Source organism: Phycobacter sedimenti (assembly GCF_038148855.1).
Classification (GTDB): Bacteria; Pseudomonadota; Alphaproteobacteria; order Rhodobacterales; family Rhodobacteraceae; genus Phycobacter; species Phycobacter sedimenti.
Genome location: NZ_JBBVGR010000006.1, coordinates 1 through 8,262, shown reverse-complemented (window position 1 = coordinate 8,262; position 8,262 = coordinate 1). Strand labels below are relative to the sequence as shown.

Here is an 8,262-nt window from a genome sequence, read left to right as displayed (position 1 = left end):
CGCCACTGCTCTCATTCTGAAGTCAAATGACCGCCAGACAGACCTGCTTGCAGCATGGGGCGTGGCATCGTTTGTCGTTGGCTATGCTGTGGCGGATGCTTATGCCTTTGAACAACAGACATGTTTTGAGCGGTCCAGTGTTTTTCGCAATCGTTAAAGATTGGATAGCGATTTTCCGGTAGTTTCATCGTTCAAGAGAGAACTCAGCGCGGAGCCTTCGAGTGTTTTTTAAAGGTAAGACGCGGGCGGCGCCCGAAAGAGCTGGTATGGATCGTGTTATCGCGGACATGATCGAGCGGACGCAGGCCACGATTCAGTTTGAGGCCGATGGAACCATCGTCACGGCCAATGAAAACTTCCTGTCCTTGATGGGCTATCAGCTGAACGAGATCGTGGGCAAGAACCACTCCATGTTCGTGGACCCCAAGTTTGCCGCCAGCGGAGACTATGCGCAGTTCTGGACGGCCCTGCGGGCGGGGCGAACCATGATGGATCAATATCCCCGTCTCACCAAGGCCGGGGCGGTCGTCTGGCTTCAGGCCACCTATGCCGCGGTGCCTGGCCCTGATGGAAAGACGGAAAAGGTCATCAAGATCGCGACCGATGTCACCGAACGGCGGCGCGCCCTGCAAGAGGTCGCCGCAGGTCTGCAAGCCCTGAGCGAGGGAGATCTGCGTCAGCGGGTCGTGATCCGCAACTCCGAAGACATCGGTGTGATCGCCAAGGCTTACAACCGCTCGATGGAACAGCTGGAAAAGGCCGTGAACACGGTCAAAAATGTGTCTTTTGCCGTGACGCAGACGGCCTCCGAGATCAGCCAGTCCTCGACGGATCTGTCGCATCGTACCGAAAGCCAGGCTGCAACGCTCGAGCAGACAGCGGCAGCCCTGGAGCAGCTCACCTCGACCGTGCGCGCCGCAGCTGAGGGGGCGCACAAGGTGGAAGAGATCGTCGGCAATACACAGTCTGTCGCCGTACAGAGTGAACGCGTTGTTTCCGATGCCATCAGCGCGATGTCGGCAATCGAAAGCTCTTCCGAAAAGATTGCAAAGATCATCACGGTGATCGATGACATCGCCTTTCAGACCAATCTCCTTGCGCTCAACGCCGGGGTTGAAGCGGCCCGCGCCGGAGACGCCGGGCGCGGTTTCGCGGTTGTTGCTGCCGAAGTCCGTGCCCTGGCGCAACGCTCGGCCATTGCGGCGGGCGAGATCAAGGACCTGATCAGCGAAAGTAAGGAAAACGTTGGAACAGGTGTGGATCTGGTTGGGCGAAGCGGTGAGGAACTGAAGCGCATTGTCGATGCCGTTGGCACGATTTCCGGCCATATCTCCGAGATTGCAGTCGGCGCGTCTGAGCAGTCGACCACCCTGGTTGAGATCAGCGCAGGTGTATCGCAACTCGATCAGGTCACGCAGCAGAACGCGGCGATGGTTGAGCAGACAACAGCAGCGACGCAGATCCTGTCTAATGATGCATCGCAGTTGTCTCGCGAGGTTCAGGTCTTCAAGACCCGTCCAAATATCGGGGCCGAGACAAAGACATCTGCCTCGTCCAATTCGGTTTCGAAAACGTCCTCGCAAGCGTCGAGACCGGCAGCACGCTCTGTGGGCAATGCTGCGGCAAAAGCCGAAGCCGTGCGCTGGGAAGACTTCTAACAGGCGATCAGGCAGGCACCAGGATCGGTGCCCTTTGCAGACGCATCCCTATAAAGCGGCTCGCCACGTCTAAAGTGGCGGCCGCTTTTGTTTTGCGGTCTCGAAAAAAGTCGGTCAAAAGTCAAAGAACAGAGCCCTTCACCCACGCATCTGTGACGGGGCGCAACTGGCGTGTTGACACTCCTGCGCTGCGCCGCAACGCTGTCGCGCAAAACGGGGGCACGGATGAATTCGCAAGCAGTTTCAGGTTTTCCCAGGATCCGGACGGTGGGCCTGACGGGTATGATCGTCACCTTTGCCGATGCTTTGGATGAGGCTTCGAATCGGGCGACGCTCTCCTTTCGACAGCGCCTGGAAGAGCTGGACTGGGCCGGTGTCCTTGAAACCTCGACCTCTCTGGCCTCCGTTTACATTCGATTCGACCCGCATGATCTGGACCACGCCCGCCTGGCTTCGCGCCTGAGGGAACAGGTTGAGGCGCGTGACTGGTACCGGGAACCCCTGCCGCCCGGACGCCGGTTCTGGCGTGTTCCGACGGTCTATGGCACGGATCTTGCACCGCAGCTGCCCGAGGCCGCCGATGCCGCCGGTTTGACCGAGGCGCAGGCCATCGAGTGCCTCGGTTCCTCACGGGTGCGGGTTCTGACCATCGGTTTTGCGCCGGGGCAACCCTACCTCGGACAGCTTGGGCCAGAGTGGGATCTGCCTCGCCAGACCGAACTGACGCCGATGGTTCCCCGCGGCGCTCTTGTGCTGGCAATTCGGCAATTCGTTCTTTTTTCTTCTTCTACGCCCACCGGTTGGCGGCACGTGGGGCAGACGGGCTTCATGCTGTTCCGGCCCGAGGCTGAAACGCCGTTTGCGTTGCGGGCAGGGGACGAACTGCAGTTCGAGCCGGTCTCACGGACCGATTTCCTGAAGCTGCGAGAAGATGATGCCATCATGGGAGGCGCCACGTGCGAGGAGATCCCGGCATGAGCGGTCTCAAGGTTCTCAAGACCGGCCCGGTGGCAAGCGTCCAGGATCTTGGACGTCCCGGCCTGCTGGACCAGGGCGTGTCGCGGGGCGGGGCGGCGGATGTGCTGGCCCTGGCGGAGGGCGCCGCGCTTTTGCGGCAGGACCCAGGTCTGGCGGCGCTTGAGATGGGCGGTATGGGCGGTGTCTTTGAGGCGACCGGCCCTTTGCGGATCGCTTTGACCGGGGCGCCTATGGTGGCCATGCTGGATGGCGCTGCGCTGGCCTGGAACGCCAGCCATGGATTGAGCGCCGGGCAAAGGCTGGAGATCGGTCCGGCCAGGCGGGGCGTTTACGGGTATCTGCATGTTGGTGGTGGTATCGATACGGTGCCGGTCCTCGGCGCGCGGTCGGCTCATCTTGCAGCCGGGTTGGGACGTGTCGTCGCTGCAGGCGATTTTCTTCCGGCGGGCGAGGATCGCGGGACGGAGACCGGGTTGACCCTTGCGGCGCAAGACCGGTTTGGGGGCGGTGAACTGCGGATCGTGGAAAGCTTCCAGAGTGCATTGTTTACGCCCGAAGTTTGCGCCCGCTTTGGTGAAACGGAGTTCCGGCGCGGTGCCCGCGCCAACCGGATGGGTGTCGAGATGATCTCGGACGGGGAGGGGTTCGCTGCAGTCGGCCAGCTGAACATCTTGTCCGAGATCATCGTTCCCGGCGATGTGCAGATGACGGGAGATGGTAAACCTTTCGTGTTGCTGCGCGAGGCGCAGACCACTGGCGGTTATCCGAGAATCGGAACAGTCTTGCCATGTGATCTGCCAAGGGTTGCGCAGGCACAGGCCGGGGCCTTGCTCCGGTTCCGCTGGGTGTCTCTGGAAGACGGGCTTGACCTGCAAGAAAAGCATGACAGGGAGGTGCGCGCCTTGCCGGGTGCCTGTCAGCCATTGCTGCGCGATCCCAGCGGGATGTCGGACCTTCTGTCCTATCAACTTATCAGCGGTGCGGTCTCTGCGATGGCCGACCCCTTTGCCACTGGAGAAGACACATGACAAAGAGCATCGATCTGAATGCGGACATGGGCGAAAGCTTTGGCCCCTGGAACATGGGCGATGATGGCGCTTTGCTGGATGTTGTCTCCTCTGCGAATATTGCCTGTGGGTTCCATGCGGGCGATCCGGATGTGATGGCTGCGACAATGGCGCGGGCGCGGGACAATAACGTGGGAATAGGTGCGCATCCCGGCTTTCCCGATCTGCAGGGCTTTGGGCGCCGCAGGATGCTCATCCCGCACGAGTCTCTTGCAAATATGGTGCGCTACCAACTGGGCGCGGCGAGGGGCATGGCGGCCGCGCTGGGCGCTGAGGTTCGGCACCTGAAATTGCACGGCGCGCTGTCGAATATGGCCTGCACCGATTACGACATGGCCCGCGCCTGCTATGAGGCAGCGCTGGACGTGGATCCCGACATCATCATCATGGTGCTGGCCGCCACGGCGATGGAGCAGGTTGTCCGCGATCTGGGATGCACCTGGTGCGGCGAGATCTTCGCGGATCGGGCCTACAATGATGACGGAACACTGGTGGATCGCAGCAAACCCGGTGCGGTCATCCATGATCCGGAGCTGGCCGGGCCACGGATTGTCGAGATGGTGAAGGAAGGCGCGATCATCACCGAAAGCGGCAAACGCATCCCCACGGCGATCGATACGATCTGCCTGCATGGAGACACGCCAACGGCTGTAGATCTGGCCCGAAGCGTACGCAGCAGCCTGACAGCCAGCGGCATAGAGGTGCGCCGTTTCGAAGGGCGGAGGGGCTGAGAAGGGCTCTGTGCGCTGACGGCGCCACAAAGTTGTAGGATGAGATCGAAGTCCGCATCATATTGTTTGTAAAAGTATCAACTGCTTATGTCATTTTGTGGCAAAATTGGATATTGGCTCCTATGCGCAAGTGGCCGAACCGGCTATAGCAGAAGCAGTTGACCGCAGCGGGGCCTTGCCAATATGACGATCCGTTTCTTTTCCACGCGTAACAGGCCCGTACACCTTGGGCCGTTTCCACTGGAACGGCTTCGGCGGGTTGCCGCAGGAGAGATGCCGGATTTGTCCGCAATTCCGGCCTTCCAGCCCCTGAGCTTCAGCAGGCCGCACCTGCCCTCGTCGATCGTGAATGCGATGGGGGATTACCAGGCGATGATGGACGCTATCCGCGACGGTCTGGTCAATAAGGTGCGCGCCGAATGCCCGGATGATCCACAAGAGCGCGCGGACCACCTGAAGGCGTTCGGGTATTTTTCTGACGCTTCGATGGTCGGGATCGGTCCGCTCCCGGATGAGGCCCGGCTCGATCAGCCCTATCGCAATCCCGGTATCGACCGGCTGGCGCATCAGCTGAAGACACAGCAGACCAAGACGCTGGCCTCGGGGATCGACATGATCATGGCAGATCTGCGTGATGCGATGGAGGCGCCGCCCAGCGGCATTGGCGGCCATTCGCGTGCCATCGTCTTCCTTTATGAGATGCCCCGAGATCCGCATCCGGGTGAGGCGGGCTGCGACTGGCTTTTGGATGCGGAACATCACCGGGCCTGCTTGCGGGCCAGTGAAACGGCTGTGGTTCTGGCCAATTACATCCGGCTTTTGGGCTGGGATGCGAAGGCGCATACCGGAACCTCGTCGGATGTGGATCTCAACCGGCTTGCGGTTGCTGCCGGGCTTGTGACCCTGGAGGGGGACATGCTGTGCGCTCCCTATCTGGGGGACCGTTTCGGTCTTGCGGCGGTGACGACGGATTTTGACCTTTCTATGGACCGCCCGCTTGTGTCTGAGGACCGCCAGCCGCTTCTTGCAACAAAGGGGCCCAAATGGTGGCTGGGGGCCGGATCCGAGCGCTCGGAATTGAACGGGGATCCTTTCGCGAAGCGCCTGTACAAGGATGGGCCGCACCCCTTCGAGACGCTCAAGCGGGTAGAGGACCCCACGACCTATATTGACGAGGCCCGCGTGGCACGGGTCCCCAAGCGGGCGGACATGTTTGCCCGCAGCCAGTTCGGGGATATGGGCAAGGCCAATCAGAAGGCTGCGACCGGCGGTCTTTATGCTCGCAAGGCGGCGCCCTCGATGGCGCAGCGGCGCATGCTGGGGGCCTTTGTTTTGTTGCAGGACGGGCAGCCGGGGCAGGGAGAGCGCCCGGCCGATGCCGACCGCAATGCCGATAACATCAAGGCGGCCAGCTACTGGCTGGGGATCGATGCCGTCGGGATCAGCCGGTGCCCGGACTGGACCTGGTACAGTCATGACGCTACAGGCACGCCCATCGTGCCGGACCAGCCCCACGCGATCAGCATGATCGTCGATCAGGGCTTTGACACGACCGAGGGCACCTCGGGCGATGACTGGATTGCGGTGGCTCAGTCCATGCGCGCCTACCTGAGGTTCTCGCTTCTTGGCGGCGTGATCGCGCGCCAGATTCGCAACCTAGGTTACAAGGCCAAGGCGCACACGGTGATGGACGGAGAGGTCCTGCAGCCACCCTTGCTTTTGCTGTCCGGTCTGGGGGAGGTCAGCCGCATCGGCGAGGTGATCCTCAATCCCTTTCTCGGTCCGCGTCTCAAATCCGGTGTCGTGACGACCGATATGCCGCTCGCGCATGACAAGCCCATCGATTTTGGCCTGCAGAGCTTTTGCGAGGCTTGCAACAAATGCGCGCGTGAATGCCCGTCCGGCGCGATTACCGCCGGTCCAAAGCTGATGTTCAACGGCTATGAGATCTGGAAAAGCGACAGCCAGAAATGCACCACCTACCGGATCACCACGCCGGGCGGCGCCATGTGCGGACGCTGCATGAAGACCTGTCCCTGGAACCTGGAGGGCATCTTTGCCGAACGCCCTTTCCGCTGGGCGGCAATGAACATGCCAAAGGCCGCACCGATCCTGGCCAGACTGGACGATGCGCTGGGCAACGGCGAAATGAACCCGGCCAAGAAATGGTGGTGGGATCTGGAGCTCGAGGAGGACGGCGGCTACCGCCCCACCCGTCATGCGGTCAATGCCCGCGCGCTGCAAAAGGATCTGGACCTGCGCTACGAGGATCAGACACTTGCAGTCTATCCTGCCAATCTGGCCCCGCACCCGTGGCCCTATCCCTTCCCGATGGACCGGGAGGCGGGCATCGAGGCCTATCAGGCCATGATCACGGCCGAGGAATACAGGCTCCGCCGGACGCGCGGCGAAACCGGCCCATGGGATCACACCTATTCGAATGATGCAGATAGCCCCGTGCTTCAGGTGGTGGTGTCAAAGGCCGAGCAGATGAGCCGGAATGTGACAAAGTATGAGTTTGCCGCTGTGGATGGCGGTGATCTGCCCGAATGGACTGCCGGTGCCCATCTGGATATCGTGGTCGCGCCCGAATTCCTGCGCCAATACTCCATGTCCGGGGATCCGGCCGACCGTTCCCGGTATCAGATCGGTGTCCTGCGCGAGGATGAAGGCCGCGGCGGCTCAATTCTTCTGCACCGAATCTTTACCGAGGGGCGCCGGATCTTCATCTCCCGACCCATCAATCACTTCCCTCTGGATGAGAGCGCCGAGAAAAGCTTTCTCATGGGCGGAGGCATCGGCATCACGCCGATGATCGCGATGGCTCATCGTCTGCATGCGCTCGGGCAACCCTTCGAGTTGCACTACTCTGTCACGGACCGGGCGGATGCGGGCTATCTGAAGGATCTCGAGACCGCGCCCTGGGCTGATCACGCCCATCTCCACGTGTCCACAGAGGGGACGCGCGCCGATCTGGACAAGGTGCTGTCGGGGTACCGAAATGGTTGGCATGTGTACACCTGCGGCCCAGATCGGTTCATGAGCGCGGTGATGCAGGCCGCCGAACGGCAGGGCTTCCCGGAGGAGGCGCGGCATCTGGAGTATTTCTCGGTCCCGGACGTGCCGGACTACGAAAATCATCCCTTTGTCCTGCGGCTGCGCAGTAGCGGCCGCGAAATCCATGTCCCGGCCGATCAGGTGGCCACGGATGCACTGGCTGAACATGGCATCCATATCGACGTCAAATGCGCGGATGGCATCTGCGGCGTGTGCAAATGCGGTCTTGTCTCGGGAGAGGTGGAACATCGCGACTTCGTGCTCTCCAGGGCACAGAGAGAGAAGTCCATCATCCTCTGCCAATCCCGAGCGGCTGAAAAAGACGGGGTCATCGAGATAGATCTCTGATCGAAAGGACCGGGCGCTGGAGGCTTCGCCTAAAGGCGTGCGCTGCGTCTGTCCATGATGGGCGACTCAGGTCGACTCGCAAGCCTGACCGGAGGCGCTATATCCCGGCCGTCTCTTGTGGTCGTTTGCTGTCAGTCATCAACATATTGATCTGACCAGACAGTCGACTCGCTCGAGCAGAGGGGAGGCGGTTCGGAGATGCGGCGAAAACCAGCTTTGGTGTTTAGGGGCGCAGGGATTATTCCTAAATAAATTGTTTTATTTCAGCCGTTTGATGGGCGCATTCAGTTTTCTTCCATTTTCTTTGATTTTAGGGTTGCGGGTATTTTGTGTTGGGACTAGAACCCCCTTCACCGGCGGCGCTGAGGCGCTGGTGGGTCGCTTCTGAGACGGAGCGGGACGGATCGGAGAGACGGTTGGACA

At 61.0% G+C, this 8,262-nt stretch carries 5 protein-coding genes; all 5 read left to right on the top strand.

The annotated features are described in order from the left end of the window. Window positions 1-221: 221 nt before the first annotated feature. Window positions 222-1,658, top strand: a complete 1,437-nt coding sequence (locus AADA15_RS11375) for a methyl-accepting chemotaxis protein (RefSeq protein WP_437343191.1) — start codon at window positions 222-224, stop codon at window positions 1,656-1,658. A 225-nt stretch (window positions 1,659-1,883) separates the two neighbouring features. Continuing rightward, a complete protein-coding gene (locus tag AADA15_RS11370) occupies window positions 1,884-2,636 on the top strand; it encodes a 5-oxoprolinase subunit B family protein (RefSeq protein WP_341641684.1) in 753 nt (250 codons plus the stop codon). After that, the gene (locus AADA15_RS11365; protein WP_341641683.1) at window positions 2,633-3,664 is read left to right on the top strand and encodes a 5-oxoprolinase subunit C family protein; all 1,032 of its coding nucleotides are present in this window, start codon (window positions 2,633-2,635) and stop codon (window positions 3,662-3,664) included. Before AADA15_RS11370 ends, AADA15_RS11365 begins: the two co-directional genes overlap by 4 nt. After that, a complete protein-coding gene (locus AADA15_RS11360; RefSeq protein ID WP_341641682.1) occupies window positions 3,661-4,434 on the top strand; it encodes a LamB/YcsF family protein in 774 nt (257 codons plus the stop codon). Before AADA15_RS11365 ends, AADA15_RS11360 begins: the two co-directional genes overlap by 4 nt. Window positions 4,435-4,617: 183 nt before the next feature. Next, window positions 4,618-7,839 (top strand): 2Fe-2S iron-sulfur cluster-binding protein, encoded by a 3,222-nt coding sequence (locus tag AADA15_RS11355; RefSeq protein ID WP_341641681.1) that lies wholly within the window; start codon window positions 4,618-4,620, stop codon window positions 7,837-7,839. The last annotated feature ends 423 nt before the right edge of the window (window positions 7,840-8,262 follow it).

Excerpts from the sequence above, each read along its gene's own strand:
- AADA15_RS11370 (WP_341641684.1), top strand. The coding sequence starts at position 1,884 with ATGAATTCGCAAGCAGTTTCAGGTTTTCCCAGGATCCGGACGGTGGGC.
- AADA15_RS11365 (WP_341641683.1), top strand. The coding sequence starts at position 2,633 with ATGAGCGGTCTCAAGGTTCTCAAGACCGGCCCGGTGGCAAGCGTCCAG.
- AADA15_RS11360 (WP_341641682.1), top strand. The coding sequence starts at position 3,661 with ATGACAAAGAGCATCGATCTGAATGCGGACATGGGCGAAAGCTTTGGC.
- AADA15_RS11355 (WP_341641681.1), top strand. The coding sequence starts at position 4,618 with ATGACGATCCGTTTCTTTTCCACGCGTAACAGGCCCGTACACCTTGGG.